The sequence below is a fragment of the Zoogloea sp. JDB1 genome (assembly GCF_056724025.1).
Window position 1 is genome coordinate 4,155,751 of the sequence record NZ_CM161496.1, and the last position, 16,021, is coordinate 4,171,771.

The 16,021-nt window shown below is 64.1% G+C and carries 14 protein-coding genes, 1 tRNA gene and 1 pseudogene; 4 read left to right on the top strand and 12 right to left on the bottom strand.

Annotated elements, in window-relative coordinates:
• Positions 1-118: 118 nt before the first annotated feature.
• The 12 genes and pseudogenes from AC1PPK_RS18745 to ribA all read right to left on the bottom strand — a co-directional run bounded on the left by AC1PPK_RS18745 (position 119) and on the right by ribA (position 8,998).
• On the bottom strand, positions 119-1,270 hold the full coding sequence (locus tag AC1PPK_RS18745; RefSeq protein ID WP_481114534.1) for a tyrosine-type recombinase/integrase: 1,152 nt from the start codon (positions 1,268-1,270) through the stop codon (positions 119-121).
• Positions 1,267-1,506 (bottom strand): hypothetical protein, encoded by a 240-nt coding sequence (locus AC1PPK_RS18750; RefSeq protein WP_481114535.1) that lies wholly within the window; start codon positions 1,504-1,506, stop codon positions 1,267-1,269. The genes AC1PPK_RS18745 and AC1PPK_RS18750 overlap by 4 nt, the downstream gene beginning before the upstream one ends.
• A 146-nt stretch (positions 1,507-1,652) precedes the next feature.
• A complete protein-coding gene (locus AC1PPK_RS18755; RefSeq protein WP_481114536.1) occupies positions 1,653-3,239 on the bottom strand; it encodes a YfjI family protein in 1,587 nt (528 codons plus the stop codon).
• The gene (locus AC1PPK_RS18760) at positions 3,236-3,643 is read right to left on the bottom strand and encodes a hypothetical protein (protein ID WP_481114537.1); all 408 of its coding nucleotides are present in this window, start codon (positions 3,641-3,643) and stop codon (positions 3,236-3,238) included. Before AC1PPK_RS18760 ends, AC1PPK_RS18755 begins: the two co-directional genes overlap by 4 nt.
• A complete protein-coding gene (locus tag AC1PPK_RS18765; protein WP_481114538.1) occupies positions 3,640-3,852 on the bottom strand; it encodes a hypothetical protein in 213 nt (70 codons plus the stop codon). Before AC1PPK_RS18765 ends, AC1PPK_RS18760 begins: the two co-directional genes overlap by 4 nt.
• A gap of 107 nt (positions 3,853-3,959) precedes the next feature.
• Positions 3,960-4,529, bottom strand: coding sequence for a RadC family protein (gene radC, locus AC1PPK_RS18770; RefSeq protein ID WP_481114539.1), 570 nt, complete (start codon positions 4,527-4,529; stop codon positions 3,960-3,962).
• 151 nt (positions 4,530-4,680) lie between these two features.
• The gene (locus AC1PPK_RS18775) at positions 4,681-5,100 is read right to left on the bottom strand and encodes a DUF3077 domain-containing protein (RefSeq protein WP_481114540.1); all 420 of its coding nucleotides are present in this window, start codon (positions 5,098-5,100) and stop codon (positions 4,681-4,683) included.
• Positions 5,101-5,853 (bottom strand): annotated as a pseudogene (locus tag AC1PPK_RS18780) (IS5 family transposase).
• Between the two features lie 171 nt (positions 5,854-6,024).
• Positions 6,025-7,266 (bottom strand): tyrosine-type recombinase/integrase, encoded by a 1,242-nt coding sequence (locus tag AC1PPK_RS18785; protein ID WP_481114541.1) that lies wholly within the window; start codon positions 7,264-7,266, stop codon positions 6,025-6,027.
• 199 nt (positions 7,267-7,465) lie between these two features.
• Positions 7,466-7,540, bottom strand: a tRNA-Arg gene (locus AC1PPK_RS18790).
• A 76-nt stretch (positions 7,541-7,616) separates the two neighbouring features.
• Positions 7,617-8,387, bottom strand: a complete 771-nt coding sequence (locus AC1PPK_RS18795) for an MgtC/SapB family protein (RefSeq protein ID WP_481114542.1) — start codon at positions 8,385-8,387, stop codon at positions 7,617-7,619.
• Positions 8,384-8,998, bottom strand: coding sequence for a GTP cyclohydrolase II (gene ribA, locus AC1PPK_RS18800; protein WP_481114543.1), 615 nt, complete (start codon positions 8,996-8,998; stop codon positions 8,384-8,386). Before ribA ends, AC1PPK_RS18795 begins: the two co-directional genes overlap by 4 nt.
• Positions 8,999-9,457: 459 nt before the next feature.
• Between ribA and AC1PPK_RS18805 the strand changes: the two genes are divergently transcribed.
• The 4 genes from AC1PPK_RS18805 (at position 9,458) to AC1PPK_RS18820 (ending at position 15,882) form a co-directional block, all read left to right on the top strand.
• Positions 9,458-9,805, top strand: coding sequence for a copper-binding protein (locus tag AC1PPK_RS18805; RefSeq protein ID WP_481114544.1), 348 nt, complete (start codon positions 9,458-9,460; stop codon positions 9,803-9,805).
• 133 nt (positions 9,806-9,938) lie between these two features.
• Complete coding sequence (locus AC1PPK_RS18810; RefSeq protein ID WP_481114545.1) at positions 9,939-11,153, top strand: TolC family protein; 1,215 nt, start codon at positions 9,939-9,941, stop codon at positions 11,151-11,153.
• Positions 11,150-12,733 (top strand): efflux RND transporter periplasmic adaptor subunit, encoded by a 1,584-nt coding sequence (locus AC1PPK_RS18815; RefSeq protein WP_481114546.1) that lies wholly within the window; start codon positions 11,150-11,152, stop codon positions 12,731-12,733. The genes AC1PPK_RS18810 and AC1PPK_RS18815 overlap by 4 nt, the downstream gene beginning before the upstream one ends.
• A 14-nt stretch (positions 12,734-12,747) precedes the next feature.
• Entirely contained in the window at positions 12,748-15,882 is a 3,135-nt protein-coding gene (locus AC1PPK_RS18820) for an efflux RND transporter permease subunit (RefSeq protein ID WP_481114547.1), read from the top strand.
• Positions 15,883-16,021 lie beyond the last annotated feature (139 nt).

A 16,021-nucleotide genomic window follows, 5' to 3' on the forward strand; every position in this document is an offset into this window, starting at 1 on the left:
TATAAAGTAGGCCGCGCGGATTGTCGGCAATACGCCTCTCCTCAGCGCGTGGCTAGTTCCTGCACTCCGTTCAACTGGTGCGATCTCCACCCGCCAAGGGAGAACTTGGCGGCCGTTCTCACATGCATGCTGGTACGCAGCGTGCGCCGCTGACGCCTATCGGCAATCGCATCTCTACCTCAGACATGGGGGTTGATCGGCCTCGAATGTAGCGCCGCGTTGTAGCAAGGTCCGTGTGTGCAAGGGCAGTCTTGATCTGTTCGTCGGTATACCCCGCCCGAGACGCATCCGTCGCCGCTTTGGCCCGGATGTCCTTCAGCGTTACCCCCTTAACGCCCGCCCGTTCACAGGCGCGCTCAAACAAGCTGCCGATGCCGTGTGCGGTGTAGGGCTGGCCATGTTCCGTATGGAGCACGTACATGGACCTTGTCTTGCGGATGCGCGTGAGCTTGGCGAGCACAGCCTTCACGTCCGTACCGATAGGCACCAGCACTTTGGCTGCGGATGACTTCTCCGTCTTTGTCGGCTTGAACAGAATCCCGTCCTCCTTCACGTCGGACCACTTCAACAGGCGGATCTCCGTTCCCCGCTGATACATGAGGTAAAGCAGGTCCATGTAGCACTGGACCATCTCCCCGGTGCGGGTCGGGCGGCCGTCGCGCCCCACCACGCAGGCGTTGCGGATCGCGACGTATTCCGCGTCTGTGATATAGACGTCCCGCTGTGGCGGCGCCTCTACCGTCACCTCCCGTGACGGGTTGGTATTCATCAGCCCCTTGCGACAACACCAGGCAAAGAACTTGGACAGGTGGCCTCGATAGGCCTGGGCGCTGCGACGACCTTCCCATTGGTTGACAAATGTGGCCACGATGGCGGGTGTGATTTCCGACAGATTAGCCTTGCGGAAAGCCTCCTCGACGACACCCAGCGCCGACATGAGCGCTTTGCCTCCTGTCTCCCAGACCTTCGCCCGTGCCGGGTCGGAGGGCATGTCCTTGGCCCGCCTCTCGCCGATGCTGGTTTTCCACTTGCGAAACCAGATCAGAAAGTCGCCGTCGTCCGGTTCCTCTGTGCGTCTATTGATCAACGCGTCACGTAGCGTACAGGCCTTGATTTCGCCGTCCTCGACGCGGCAGAGCACGTGCCATTTAGTGGCTTTCCCCGTGGTGAGACTCACCAACGGAACGGGAGAGAAGTACTGGTATTTGCCTCTCCGGATGTAGATGCGTAACCCGGCCAGTGTCCGTGAGGTAGCGTGATGGTGGCTCATACCCGTGTGCCGTCCCTCATGATCAGCACAGGCTTACGACTGGCCGGCGCGTCCGGCGTGCCAACAAGTACGCCGAGCTGCTTTTTCACCAAGGCTTCATAGGCGGCTTGGGTGATGATTGGGCCCCGCTCGTCGCAAGGCACGACCGTGCCAAGGTAGTCCTTGAACCACTGCGTCTGGCCTTTGCGCTGCTTACGGCCCGTGATTTCGAAGAGCTGCTGTTGAGATAAACGCATGCGATTACTCCTTCATGGTGGAGACGTTCAGCCCCCTGATTCCAGCGGATAGCCCCCTAGGGCGTACTGTCAAAACTGCCAAAAGCCCCTTAAGACAGTTTTGACAGTTCGATCCAAGGCGTACATGCCCGAAAATTCAAGTCCGTTCAGTGGGGTAGCCCTGCCGGGCATGACTTCGGATTGACGACATACAGCGTTTTCAGCCGGCCGCGGGTCGGCTCCTGCCACTCCTCCAGGTGCCCCAGCTCCACCAGCAGCCCGAGCCCTTCCGCCACGCGCTTGGGGTCCGACAAGCCCGACCAGCAGGCCCGCTGAATGTCCCGCGTGCCAAACCCCTCCCGCGCCAGATCCCCCTTCCTGATCCGCTCCAGTATCCGCCGAGCCGTGTCCGCCTCACTGCCCTGGGCGACCCCGTAACACCGCCGGGCGTGCGTTTCCAGATACACCGCCCAATGCAGCGCCCGGAGCGTCGAGGCAAGGCCCACCGGGCCGCTGTGCCCGTCCCCGAGGTGGAAGGTCAGCGCCAGCGCCGGGACCAGCTTGCGGTACTTGGCGAGGTGAGATTCCAGCGCGGGGTACAGCTCGCCCGAGCGCAGGGCGGCTTCGAAGCCGGTGCGCCAGTCGGTGAAGGCTTCGAGGGCTTCCGGATCGAAGCGCAGGAAGGGCGGGCTGTCCTCGCCTTCCTGCTCGGCGCCGCGGGCCAGGGCATCGAGGCTGTCCAGTTCGTCGAACACGGCGAAGGCCATGTCCTTCGCGGGGCCGTCGGGGTAGCGGTCCACGTTCTGCCAGGTGCCGCCGGTCTCCGGCCACACCAGCAAGCCAAAGCGGGCCAGCATGCCGTCGTCGGAGGCCCCGCCGCGCAGCGTGGCGCGCAGGTATTCCCCGAGGGGGCCGGGCTGGGCACCGCCGATCACGCCCAGGCACACCGCCGGCACGCGTCGATGGCCGCGGCCGATGCGGTCGAAGGTCCAGCCGTCCTTACCGTTCCAGCCAGTCATGAGGAAGGCGCGCAGCTCGGCGGCGTCTTCCCGATCCAGGCCGGCAAGCCAACCGGGCAGCTCGTCGCGAACCACCAGCAGGCCGCGCGGGTTCTCGATGAGCTTCTCGGCGAGGGCTTCCACGGTGGCCGATGCCACCGTGTAGCGGCGCAGGACGGGGGCTTCGTCCGCATCGGGCGTGAGGAAGCTGGCCACGTCCACCAGGGCGTTGGGGTCCTTGCGGAGTGCCCGTGTCGCTTCCGACTTCCGGGCTTCTGCCCGCGCCTTGGCGATTTCGGCTTCGGCGCGCCACTGCCCTTGGGCTTGCGTCCATGCCTCCAGCGCCCGCGCTTCGAGACGCACGATGGGCGCCAGGGCCGCCATCATCGCCGGGCTCTTCATCATGCCGGGGCGCCCGACGATGCAGCCCCACAGGTTGGGAAACTCCTGCCAGTCGCTGCGGGCCTGGGGACGGATGGCGCAGCGCCGGCCGATCAGGTTGCCGGCCGCAGCCACCATCGGCACGGCAACGAAGTCCGGCGGGCACTGCATGCGGTCGGCCACGTCCTGCACCCACGGGCGTAGCCGATCCGGCAGCAGCGCGTAGTCGAACGGGGCGACCGGCGCGAGGCCTTCCGGCAGCGGTAGCGGATCGGGCCAGGAGGCCACCGGCCAGGTGCGGGGATCGCCGAGCGCCGGGGCCAGCGCGGCCCGCTCGTCCAGGCGGGCCAGCTCGTAGGGGGGCGGCGCCTTCATGGCTGTACCTCCTGCCCGTGGGCCTCGCTGACGATGAACTCCGCCGCTGGCGTGCCGCCCGGCCGCAGCAGGATCAAGCGCTTCGGACGGGCCGACACCAGCTCGGCCAGCAGGTGGCGCAGGCGTGCCCCATCCGGGGCCGGTGGCGGCACCACCAGCACGGACAGAGCCGCCAGGTAACGCCAATCGAGGCGGGACGGATGGAAGCCGGGCGGGCAGCAGATCGCCGGCCCCAGACCGGTGACCGGCCCCGCTGTCCAGTGGTCGAGGAAGACCACCACCTGGCGCTGGCTGGGCACCAGATCTCGCGCACGGGCGTCGGCCAGGTCGCGGGCATAGGCCGGCAGGCGTCGGCCTGGGGAGCAGCGCCAGGCGGTGCGCGGGTCAGTGTGCGGTGCCGTCATGGCCGGTCTCCTGACGATACCTGTTCTGTACCGCGGCTATCCAGCTTCGAATGCCTTTCGAGCACGGTAAAGGCGTGTGCTTCGAAGAGCGCAGCACAATCGGCTACAGACGCCCGATCAAAGTCGGTTGAGCTTCTGAGGATGGCGATGATGCTGGCCAGCCCCGAATACTCGGCCACCAGGTCGTTGTACTTCTCGACGATGCTCATTGCACTGCCTTGCATGCAAGGATCACTTGCCCGGCCCTTCTTGTGGCCTGCAGCTGGCTGGCTGAAGGCAAGCGGCCGAGCAAGATTGAGGGCGGAGTATAGGGAGCTCATAGCAGCCCCTTTTCCATGAAACTCAGCGGGCGGGCGGCACCCGCAACGATGAAGTGATCGAGCACTTTCACGTCGATAAGCTCGAGCGCACTGGACAGGCCGCGTGTCAGATTGATATCGGCCTTGCTGGGGGCGGCCTTTCCCGACGGATGGTTGTGCGCCAGGATGACTGCTGCAGCAGACAGTTCCAGCGCACGGCGAACCACTTCGCGTGGATAGACGGCCGTTTCCGTCAGCGTTCCGACGAACATCGGTTCGAAGGAAATGACTTGGTGCTGTGCACTGAGGAAGAGCACACAGAACACCTCCCGCGCCTCTTCAGCCAGTTCTAACTGCAGGAAGTCACGAACTTCACCAGAGAAACCCAAAGCAAATATTGCTTTGCCAAGTCGCCTTTCCAGTACCTTGCGAGCGCGGGCCAGCAGGCGCTCTTCCTTGTCGAGTTCGCTCAGTTGCGGACGCGTACGTGTGATGGGGGATGCGTAGTGGGCAATAACCTCTGTCACCTTGATACGCGGATTCCGCGGCGCGACAGGTGGTGCAACCGTGGCGCGTTGGATGTTCATGCTCAGCCCGTCGGGAGCATTCGGCGTAGCTGGGGCTTTGACTGTGCGGGGGCTCATGCTCCGGCCCTCCTGGCAAACGTCAGGCGGAAGGCCACGGCCGGGCCGGCGAGGCGGCGCAGGGTGCGGTAGAGGGTGAAGCGGGTTCGGGCGCTCATTTGCAAGCCTCCCGCAGTTCGTCGAGGGCCAGCTCGAAGGCGCTGACACGTCCCTCGTAGAAGGCTTTCCCCTGTCCTTCCTCCTTCTTGGCCTGCTGCTGGCTGTCGCGGAGTTGGGCCTCCAGGACGGCGATGGTGCTGCAGAGGTCTGAGGCAGGAGCGGGCCTAGCCCTCAACGCGGCTTCAACGATGGCCTTGGCCATCTCGATCAAATAGCTCGCGCCGTGGATCTGCATGCTGCCCACGTCTTGGGCTACCTGCTCAACGATGCTCAGGGCCGAAGCCAGGAAGCATGATGCGAGGTCAAGGGCATCGTCCAGGGCCACGTCGGGCTGAACGGAAAACAGGGTGTCCCCATTGGGGTTGCAGGAGAAAAACGGATGTTTTGCTGTGATGCGGCTAGAGTCTGTTGACAATCATGCCAGCCATATGACGGCGGCAGTGATTGCGACGAAAGAGGCGAAGCGTTCGGCGAGTTTGTCGTAACGTGTGGCGACGCGGCGAAATTGCTTGATGCGGCAGAAAAAGCGCTCGATCAAGTTGCGATTCTTGTATTGATGACGATCGAAATGGCGTTGGACACGGCGATGGCTGCGCGGCGGGATGACGGCCTCGATGCCTTGATCGGCGAGATGCCGGAGGATGGCATCGGTGTCGTAGGCCTTGTCCGCACTGAGCGACGCGGGCTGTAGCCCCCCCCAGCAGGGGCAGAACCTGTGGGCTGTCGCCGGCTTCGCCGCCGGTTAAACAGAAGCGGGCGAGCGATCCGAGCCCCTCCACCAGGGCGTGAATCTTTGTACTCAATCCGCCGCGGGATCGCCCGAGCGCTTGATCGCCTTTTTTTTGGGTGCGCCGGCTGCATGCTGATGGGCACGCACAATCGTGCTGTCGATGAAGACCTCTTCAAAATCCGCATCCTGGGCCAGCTGGGCGAAAACACGATGCCACACGCCGCTGCGCGACCAGCGCGCAAAGCGCTGATAGACACTATTCCAGGGGCCGAACTGCGGGGGCAGATCGCGCCACGGACTGCCTGTCCGAGCAATCCATAACACCGCCTCAACAAACAGCCGGTTATCTGCCGCCGTGCGCCCTGGATCGCTGGCCTTGCCTGGCAGCAACGCGGCTATCCGCTCAAACTGATCGTCACGCAACCACACACGTACCATCCTGACTCTGCCGAAAAGTCAGGATATGACCACAACTTGCCCGCAGTGAACAGCCCCTCGGCAAGTCATTGAATGTGCACGGCGAATTGACAAGCACACGCCATCGGCATTTGCAGAACAGTAATTGTCAACAGACTCTAGGCGCGGCGTGCTGCTCAGTTGATCTTCAGGTCATGCTGCGGCACTTCCGTGCAAAGGGATGACCTTGGCGCCACTCTTTGCCGCATCCAGCCAATCGGCCCACTGCTGCATCATCTTCCGGCGCTCGGCTAGGTATTCCGCCTGGTGCGAATAGGCGCCGAAGACTTCCTTCCGCTCCCGGTGTGCCAGCTGCCGGTCGATGACTTCCGGTCGCCAGCCCATTTCAAGTAGTGCGCCGGTTGCGGTGGTCCGGAAGCCGGCGCCCGTCACTTCGTCGCCGGCGTATCCCATGGCCCGCAAGGCGCTGTTGATGGTGCCGTCGCTCATGGGGCGCTTCGGGTCGTTGCGGTTTGGGAAAACCAGATCCCGGTGGCCCGTGATGTTCTGCATCTCCCGCAGTACGGCTACCGCCTGGGTGGAAAGAGAGACGGTGTGCTCTTCCTTCATCTTCATGCCCACCAGCCCGCGGGAGCGGTCCCGCTCGGCCGGGACGATCCAGGTGCCGGCATCGAGGTCGATCTCTGCCCAGTGAGCCCCGCGTAGCTCGCCGGGCCGAAGGAAGGTGAGCGCAAGCAGCGTAATGGCGTGCTTCACCATGGCCGTGATACCGGCAGCATCGAGGCGGATGAAGAACTCGTGCATCCCCGTTGAGTGCAGCGCTGGCCGGTGTTTCGTCGATGCCGTCTTCAAAGCCTTGTGCAGACCGTTGACCGGGTTGTTCTCCACCCGCCCGGTGGCAATGGCGTAGAGAAAGATATCGCTGGCCCGCTGGCGGACACGCTTGAGGGTTTCCAGGACGCCGCGGGCTTCGATCTTTTTTAGCGTGGCCAGCATTTCGGCGGCGCTGATTTCGGCAATCGGGCGACGGCCGAGGCTGGGGAAGAGGTCTTGCTCCAGGGACGTGAGCACCTTGGCCGCGTAGGTCTCCACCCATTCGCCTTTCTGCTTCTCGTGCCATTCACGGGCAACGACTTCGAAGGACGAGTCGGCCGCCACCTTGCGGGCGATCTTCTCGGTACGGCGGGCTTCGCTGGGGTCGGTGCCGGCGTCCAGCAGGCGGCGGGCTTCGTCGCGTTTCTGTCGGGCGAGCTTCAGCGGGGTCTCCGGATAGACGCCCAGCGCCAACGTCTTCCGCTTGCCCGCAAAACGGTAGTCCATGCGCCAATACTTGGCACCAGCGGTGGAAATCAGCAGGTACAGGCCCTTCTCATCGCTGAGTTTCAGGGACTTTTCGCCTGCTTTAGCCTGCTTGCACTGGGTATCGTTGAGCATCGCACCTCCCGATTTGACGGTACACAACCTCCATCGCGGTGACGGTATCGAGAAGTACCGACGTGTGTACCGTCAAAATCCGTGCGATGGAACGCAACCGCCTGATACAGGATGATACGCCCGGAAAACAAAAAAGCCCGCAACGGCGGGCCTTTTCGTGTGTTTCTGATGCTGCTTGATACTGCGTGAACCAGTTATCTGGTCCCCCCGACAGGAATCGAACCTGTATCTGGCGCTTAGGAGGCGCCCGTTCTATCCATTGAACTACGGAGAGCGAGGGCGGCATTCTAGCTTGCTGTAGAGCAATACGCCATGCCCACGGGAGCCTGTCGACAAATCAGGCGCCGCCGTCAGTTTCTCGCGTAGGAGAGATGAAACTCCTCGATGCCGTCGAAATGCCGCAACTCCGCAGACAATGCGGCAATCGACATTGCTGAATCCTTGTTGAGGGCCACGGCCACGTAACGCCACTCTTCACAGTCGTTGGAGCGGTGGATCTGGATGGAACCGGCTGCCAATTCATAGCCGCGTGCCTGGGCGATGGAAGACAGTGCCGCCTCGTTGGGATGAAATCCCGCACGAAAACGCAGCACGATGGACACCGCGTGGCGGGAAGGCAGCCATTTTTCCAACCTCGACGCCCACATCATCAACGCGGCGGAGAGCAGCGTCAGCAGGATTGCCGCCGAATAGAAACCGACCCCAACCAGCACGCCGATTGCCGATGAGGACCAGATCGACGCAGCGGTGGTCAGGCCGCTGATGTTGAGGCCTTCCTTCATGATCACGCCGGCGCCAAGGAAACCGACGCCGGACACGATGCCCTGGATGACCCGCGTGGGATCGGGCGGCGCATGACCGATCAGCTCCGTCAGCGCGCTTCCACCGTACCAGGACCCCGGATAGCCGACGATCACCGTGAGAGCGCAGGATGCCATGCAGACCAGTCCATAGGTCCGCATGCCGGCAGCGCGGCCGTGGTAGCTACGCTCGTAGCCCACCAGCAGACCTAGCAGCAGCGCTCCAAGCAAGTTGGAGAAGACGATGAGGTTGACCGCAATCTCTTTCGCCGACCAGTAATGCGCGAACAGATCGACCACGCTCGGCGATGCAGCGTTCATGCCCGCTCGGACGTGAGCAAATGCCCCAACTTACGACGCTTTGTGGACAGGTAGCGCTGGTTCCAGCAGTTATTGCCAACCTCCAGCGGAACACGCTCGACAACCTCGATCCCGACATCGGTCAGTGCGGCGACCTTGCGCGGATTGTTGGTCATCAAGCGCAGGGCGCCAACACCAAGATGCGCCAGCATGGGCTTGCACAGCTCATAGCTGCGCATGTCGGCTGGAAAACCAAGGGCGGTATTGGCCTCGACGGTATCGGCCCCGCCATCCTGCAACTGATAGGCGCGGATCTTGTTGATCAGGCCGATGCCACGGCCTTCCTGGCGGAGATACATGAGCACGCCCCTGCCCGCCTTGGCGATCCGCCGCAGCGCTTCTTCAAGCTGGGCGCCGCAATCGCAGCGCTGGCTGAACAGCGCGTCGCCGGTCAGGCATTCCGAATGGACGCGGGCCAGCACGGGCTCGCCGTTGGCAATGTCGCCCAGGGTCAGGGCAACGTGCTCCTTGTCGGTCCGCTCATCGACGAAACCGTGGAGTTGGAACTTGGCCCACTGCGTGGGTAATTCGCAGGAGCCGACATACGAGAGTTGGGGGGCGATTTCACTCATTCTGGAACGGATCTTGAAACACAGAGGTTGATTCGGCGTACCGATACCCCGCACTGTAACCCCACTCGACGATTTGAAACAGAAGTGTGACGGCAAACCAGTTTTGCAAGGCGCACAACAATGGCGAGCCCGTGATGACGCCGGGTCGCACAGGACCCACGAATGAACAAGGCTTTGACCATCCTTGCAGCGCTGACCCGCGCGGGTATGGCAGCTGACGCCGTTGACGTTACGGCCGACAATCTGCCCCCTCGCTGACCTATCGGCCTAGTCCAAGAGCGGGATGATGGGAGATGAAGCATTCAGTACGGGAAGAATAAAAGCCATCCCATTCGCCCGGCTTCAAGCATCAACGCTGATCCGCTCAAGATTACAGAAATGTAACGTTCAGGACAGCTTCCCGTCGGTGAAGGCTTGTCAGAATGAGCCATCCCTTCAGTTCATCTGGATCAGGCCATCATGAAAACGTCCTTTGGAATCATCTTCGCGGCCCTTCTTTCCGCAGCAACCCTACCGGCCCTCGCGGCCAACGACAAGCCTCAAACGGCCGACGCCCACAACCACGGCGGCCACGCCGCCATGGCCCCGGCGACGCTGACCGAAGGCCTGGTGAAGAAGGTGGACAAGGCCGCCGGGCGCGTGACCCTGTCCCACGGCCCGCTACCGAACGGCATGCCGGCGATGACGATGATGTTCCGCGTGAAAGACCCCGCCTGGCTCGACCAGCTGAAGGCCGGCGACCAGATCCTCTTCGCGGCGGATCAGGTGAACGGCGCGATGACCGTAGTGGAGTTGAAGCGCAAATGAACGTGCAGTCCGGCATCGCCCGATTGCGAGCCACGCCGGACCTGCCCCAGGGATGTTCAGGGAGAAAACAATGAGAACGCGAATGCCATGTCGCGCCAGAAACCTTCTTGCCGTGCTGTTGTGTGCCATCGGCGTGAGCACCCAAGCGCAGGAAGCGCTGATCGGCGCCGATGTGGAGTCCCTGCTCGCCTACGCCCGCGAGCGGAATCCGGACTACGCGGCCATGCGCCATGAGGCCGACGCCGCGGCTGAGCGGGTGATTCCGGCCGGCGCCCTGCCCGACCCGAAATTCCGCACCGAGCTGCGCGACATCACCCGCATGGGTGACCAGAATCCGGCCCTGCTGCCGGCCCAGGTCGGCAGCACGCGCTACCTGCTGATGCAGGACATGCCCTGGCTGGGCAAACGCGACCTCAAGCGGGAGATTGCCGAGCTCGATGCCCGCGGCGCCAGCGGACGGGCCAGCGGCACCTGGGCCGAGCTATCCGCCCGCATCAAGACTGCCTACTCCCAACTCCAGTACGTTTACCGCAACGAGCAGCTGACCCGCGAGATCCTCGACCTGATGGTGCGCCTCGAGAAGATCGCCCAAGTGCGCTACGCCGGTGGCCTGGCCGCCCAGCAGGACGTGATCCGTGCCCAGGTCGAACAGACCGGCATGAAAAGTGAGTTGATCGCGCTGCAGAACGAACACCGGCAACTGCACGCACGGCTCAATGCGCTGCTGGCTCGACCCAGCGCTGCGCCGCTGGCGCAGCCCCAACGTCTGCGCCAGCTGCCAGCAGCCGCTCGGCTCGATCCAGCGACGCTCGAAGAACGCGTGCGGGCGCACAACCCGCAGATCTTTGCCGACGAAGCGCGCATCCGCTCGGCCGAGAAGAACCGCGAACTCACTTACAAGAACCGTTACCCGGACTTCACGCTGGGCATCTCGCCGATCCAGTACCAGGGCGCCGTGCGGGAATGGGAGCTGATGGTCGAGCTGAACCTGCCGCTGCAGCAGGGCTCCCGCCGCGCCCAGGAGAGGGAGTCGGAAGCCATGCTGTCCGCCGCTCAGGCCCGCCGTGACGCAACCGCCAACCAAGTGCTCGGCGAGCTGACGGAGAATCTCTCGGGGCTCGAGTCTGCTCGCCAGACCGAGGCCCTGACCACCACCAGCCTGCTGCCGCAAGCTGAGCTCAGCTTCAAGGCCGCCCTCGCCGGCTACGAGAACGGCAAGGTGGATTTCGCCACGCTGCTCGACGCCCAGCGACAGATCAAGCAGGCCCGCCAGAGCAGCATCAAGGCCCAGGCCGAAGCACAGATGCGCCTTGCAGAAATCGAACGCATTCTCGGAGAAGACCTATGAAAGCTGGCGCAGGCATTGCCGTCGGCCTCGCCGTCGCCCTCGCTGCCGGTGGCGGCTACTGGCTCGGGCAACACCCCTCGGCCGGCACTCAACAGGCCAACAGCCCGGTCGCAGCAGCACCGACGGACGGAGCGAAGAAAGAACGCAAGCTGCTGTACTACCGCAACCCGATGGGTCTGCCGGATACGTCGCCGACGCCCAAGAAGGACCCGATGGGGATGGACTACATCCCGGTCTATGAAGGCGAAGCGGACGACGCGCCGACCGCCGCCGGGACAGTGAAGATCAGCACCGACAAGGTCCAGAAACTCGGCGTACGTACCGAGGCCGCCGAACTGCGCAGCCTTGACCGCACGGTGCGCGCCGCCGGTCGCGTGGAGATCGACGAACGGCGCAGCTTCGCGATCTCGCCCAAGTTCGAAGGCTACGTCGAGCACCTGCACGTGAACGTGACCGGCCAGCCGGTCGCCAAGGGGCAGCCACTGTTCGAGGTCTACAGCCCGGAGCTGGTGTCCGCCCAGCGCGAATACGCCATTGCCGCCCAGGGCGTCGAAGCCCTCAAGGACGCGGGCAGCGAGGCCCGGAGCGGCATGAAGCAGCTGGCCGAATCCAGCCTGCTGCGTCTGCGCAACTGGGACATTTCCGACGAACAGATCCGGGCGCTAGCCAAGTCGGGCGCAACCAAGCGCACGCTCACCTTCCGCTCGCCGGTGGCCGGCATCGTCACCGAAAAGAAAGCCCTGCAAGGCATGCGCTTCATGCCGGGCGAAGCCCTGTACCAGGTCGCCGACCTGTCGTCGGTGTGGGTGGTCGCCGACGTGTTCGAGCAGGACATCGGGCAAGTCCGCAGCGGCAGCGTGGCCAAGGTGCGCATCAATGCCTATCCGGACAAGGTCTTCGAGGGCAAGGTGAGCTATGTCTATCCGACCCTCAACGCCGAGACCCGGACCGTGCCCGTCCGCGTGGAACTCGCCAATCCCGGCCTACTGTTGAAGCCGGCGATGTTCGCGCAGCTGGAGCTGCCGGTCGGCGGCCGGCAGCAGGTCGTGACCGTACCGAACTCGGCGGTCATCGACAGTGGCACGCGTCAGATCGTCATCGTCGCTCACGGTGAAGGCCGTTTCGAGCCGCGGGAGGTGAAGCTGGGCGGGCGTAGCGAGCACCACATCGAAGTGCTCCAAGGCATCAAGGCCGGCGAACAGGTCGTCGTCGCCGCCAACTTCCTGATCGACGCCGAGAGCAACCTGAAAGCGGCCCTGGACGGCTTCGGCCATGCCGACCACGGAGCCAAGCCGGCCGCCACCCCGACCAGCGTCGGCCACCACACGGAAGGCACGGTGGACGGTCTCGATCTCAAGGAGAACACCGTCACCCTCAGCCATGATCCAGTGCCCAGCCTCAAGTGGCCGGCGATGACTATGGACTTCAAGCTGGCCAATCCGGCACTACAGCAGGCGCTCAAGCCCGGCGCACGGGTCAGCTTCGAGTTCGTCGAACGCCAGCCGGGGGAATGGGTGATCACGGCGGTCAAGCCGGCCGGCGCGGCCCCAGCCACAGCCAAGGCTCACGCCGGACACTGACAGGACGCTGCCCAATGCTCGCCAAGCTCATCGACTGGTCGGGGCGCAACCGCTTCCTGATCCTGCTCGCCACGCTGCTCATCGTGCTCGCCGGCGTCTTCGCGGTGCTGCGCACGCCCATCGACGCCCTGCCCGACCTCTCCGACGTGCAGGTCATCGTCTATACCGAATACCCCGGCCAGGCCCCGCAGGTGGTCGAGGACCAGGTCACCTACCCGCTCACCACGGCCATGCTGTCGGTGCCCAAGTCGAAGGTCGTGCGCGGCTTCTCCTTCTTCGGCGCGTCCTTCGTCTACGTGATCTTCGAGGACGGCACCGACATCTACTGGGCCCGCTCGCGGGTCCTCGAATACCTCAACTTCGCCGCTGGCCGCATGCCCAAGGGCGTGACACCGCAGATCGGGCCGGACGCCACCGGCGTCGGCTGGGTTTATCAGTACGCACTGATCGCCAAGGAGAAGACCCTCGCCGAGCTGCGCACAATCCAGGACTGGTATCTGCGCTACCAACTAGCCAAGGCTCACGGCGTCGCCGAGGTGGCCTCCATCGGCGGCTTCGTGCAGACCTACCAGGTCACTGTCGATCCCGTGAAGCTGCGCGCCTATGGCATTCCGCTGATGAAGATCGCCCAGGTTATCCGCGACTCCAACCGGGACGTGGGCGGCCGCGTGGTGGAGATGGCCGAGACCGAGTACATGGTGCGCGGCAAGGGCTATTTGCGCGGCAAGGACGATATCGGCGCGCTGGTGGTCAAGGCCGAGGGCGGCACGCCGGTGCTGGTTCGCGACATCGCCCGCGTTGAGTTGGCGCCGGACGAACGCCGCGGCCTCACAGAGCTGAACGGCGACGGCGAAGTGGTGGCCGGCATCGCGATGGCCCGCTACGGCCAGAACGCGCTGGAGGTCATCCACAACCTGAAGGACAAGATCGCCGAGATCGGGCCCGGCCTTCCGGAGGGCGTGTCGGTGCAGACGCTCTACGACCGCTCCGAGCTGATCCACCGGGCCATCGAAACCCTCAAGAGCACGCTGATCGAGGAGTCGCTGATCGTCGCGCTGGTCTGCGTGGTCTTCCTGCTCCACGTACGCAGCGCGCTGGTGGCGATCCTGATGCTGCCGGTGGGCGTGCTGATGGCTTTCATCGCGATGCGCCTGTTGGGCATGAACTCCAACCTGATGAGCCTGGGCGGCATCGCCATTGCAATCGGCGCGATGATCGACGCCGCCATCGTGATGATCGAGAACGCCCACAAGCACCTGGAGCGCCTGCCGGAAGGCCACACCACCAACGAGCGCTTCGAGGCGATGCTGGCCGCCTGCAAGGAGGTCGGCCCGGCGCTGTTCTTCTCGCTACTGATCATCACCGTCTCCTTCCTACCGGTGTTCACGCTGGAAGGCCAGGAAGGCCGCCTGTTCTCGCCGCTGGCCTACACCAAGACCTTCTCGATGGCCGCTGCGGCGCTACTGTCGGTGACTTTGGTGCCGGTGCTGATGCTGCTGTTCATCCGCGGCAGGATCATGCCGGAGGCGAAGAACCCGGTGAACCGGACGCTGATCTGGCTATATCGGCCGATCATCGCCGCCGTGATGCGCTGGAAGAAGCTGACCATCGCGCTGGCCGTGCTCGCGCTGGTCGTGTCGGTCTATCCGGCGTCCCGCCTGGGCTCCGAGTTCATGCCCACGCTGAACGAGGGCACCCTCCTCTACATGCCCACCTCCCTGCCCGGCATGTCGATGACCAAGGCCGCCGAGCTGATGCAGACCCAGGACAAGATCATCAAGAGCTTCCCGGAGGTAGAGTCGGTGTTCGGCAAGGCCGGCCGCGCCAACACCGCCACCGATCCGGCACCACCCGAGATGTTCGAAACCGTCATCAACCTCAAGCCCCAGTCCGAATGGCGGCCGGGCATGAGCACGGACAAGCTGATCGCCGAGCTCGACAAGGCCCTGCAGTTCCCCGGCGTCGCCAATGCCTGGACGATGCCGATCAAGGCGCGCACCGACATGTTGTCCACGGGCATCCGCACGCCGATCGGCATCAAGGTCTTCGGCAAGGATCTGGGTGAAATGGAGAAGCTCGCCAAGCAGATCGAGGCCGTCGTGAAGACCGTGCCGGGCACCACCAGCGCCTTCGCCGAGCGCATCACCGGCGGGTTCTACCTGGACGTCGAACCGGACCGGGAACAACTGGCCCGCTACGGCCTGGCCGTCGGCGATCTGCAGGACGTCATCGCCAGCGCGCTCGGCGGCGAGATGGTCACCACCACCGTCGAGGGCCGCGAGCGTTTCGGCGTCACCGTGCGCTATCCGCGCGAACTGCGTTCCGATCCCCAGCAGATCGCGAGCCAGGTGCTGGTGCCGACGATGGGCGGCGCGATGGTGCCGCTCGGGCAGCTTGCCCGTGTTGGCATCGCCAAGGGCACGCCGGGCATCCGCACCGAGAACGCGCTGCTGTCCGCCTACATCTACGTGGACATTCGCGACCGGGACATCGGCGGCTACGTGGCCGACGCCAAGAAGGCCGTCGCCGATCAGGTCAAGTTTCCGCCGGGCTATTACGTGAGCTGGAGCGGGCAATTCGAGTACATGGAGCGGGCTGTCGAGAAGATGAAGATCGTCATCCCGATCACGCTGCTGACCATCTTCCTACTGCTCTACCTCAACTTCCGGCGCATCACCGAGACCCTGATCGTCATGCTGTCGGTGCCCTTCGCGCTGGTCGGCGGCGTGTGGCTGATGTGGCTGCTCGGCTACAACCTGTCCGTCGCGGTGGCCGTCGGCTTCATCGCGCTGGCCGGCGTGGCGGCGGAAACCGGCGTGGTGATGCTGATCTACCTGGACCACGCCTGGGAAGGGCTCAAGGCGCGCTGTCGCGAGGAGGGCCGGGCACCCCACGTCGGCGACCTGTACGAAGCGGTGATGGAAGGCGCCGTCGAGCGTGTCCGCCCGAAGATGATGACGGTCGTGGCGATCATGGCCGGTCTGTTGCCGATCATGTGGAGCACCGGTACAGGCTCCGAGGTGATGAGCCGCATTGCCGCACCGATGGTCGGCGGCATGCTCTCCTCCACCGTCCTGACCCTCGCCGTGATTCCGGCCATCTACGCGCTGGTCAAGCAATGGCGGTTGGCACGGGGACTCGAGACCTGAAGGGCGGCGGCCTGAAGCCTTCACGCTTCGGGCCGCCGTTGGAAACACAGTGGAAAAAAACGGCAAAAAGCAAAAGACCTCGAGCGACGGCAAGCCACCCGAGGTCTTTTTTTGCCAAGCACCTGCATCAACCCGACGG